The organism is Staphylococcus sp. EG-SA-2 (genome assembly GCF_017152085.1).
Map to the genome: position 1 here is coordinate 1 of NZ_JACYHC010000986.1, position 836 is coordinate 836.

Annotated in this window: 1 protein-coding gene and 1 pseudogene; one reads left to right on the forward strand and one right to left on the reverse strand. The window is 32.7% G+C overall.

Annotation, left to right across the window (positions count from 1 at the left end; translation table 11 throughout):
* A partial coding sequence (locus IDG60_RS16990) for a phenylalanine--tRNA ligase subunit beta-related protein (protein ID WP_206160906.1) occupies positions 1–179 on the forward strand: 179 nt, incomplete at its 5' end.
* Positions 180–413: 234 nt separating this feature from the next.
* Here IDG60_RS16990 and IDG60_RS16995 read toward each other — a convergent pair.
* Positions 414–836: pseudogene (locus tag IDG60_RS16995) on the reverse strand (ribonuclease HIII); the annotation flags it as partial.

Sequence of the window (836 nt, forward strand, 5' to 3'; positions counted from 1 at the left end):
TAAAAGATACACTTGTCTTTGATGTATATCAGGGCGAACATTTAGAAAAAGGTAAAAAATCAATTGCAATACGTTTAAATTATTTAGACACAGAAGAAACATTGACAGATGAGCGCGTTTCAAAAGTACAAGCGGAAATTGAAGCAGCATTAATTGAACAAGGTGCTGTTATTAGATAATGATTTAAACCCCATGTATAAGGATATCTGAAGTAGATTGATATCCCTAACATGGGGTTTTATTTTTGGATTCACCAATTAGGATTCGATTGGTTTAAAAAGTCAAAGAGGAACAGTGGAATACAGATGATGCTTCGCACAACTGCATATAAAGTCATACTTATGAGCAAAGCAAATTAGTATGACTTACCTAATAGGATTTCCTATTAGGATCCAATTTATAATGATTAAAAATCAAAGAGGCTTTAAAATTTTTTGGGCTTTTTCACGATTTTTAAAATGCTTTTTTGAAATGGTATCTAAATGTGAAAGACCGTATTTTTTTATAATTTTGGCGGCGATTACATCGACTTTAGCACCGGCACCTTTAGGAATCGTCATATTAATATTTTTTGATATTTGATCCATATATGTAACAAATGCGTATCGAGAGATTATGCTTGCCACTGCAATGGCTAATGACTTCGATTCTCCTTTTGTTTCAAATTTTGTTTTCTTTGGAAGTGGTATATCGGATAATGCGTAATGGTTATACACTTCGCGTTTTGCGAACTGATCAATGACGATATAGTCTAATTGAGACGAATCAATTTTTTCAAGTACATTTTTGATGGCTTCATTATGAAGAACAGCTTTCATTTTTACTTGAGTCCAGCC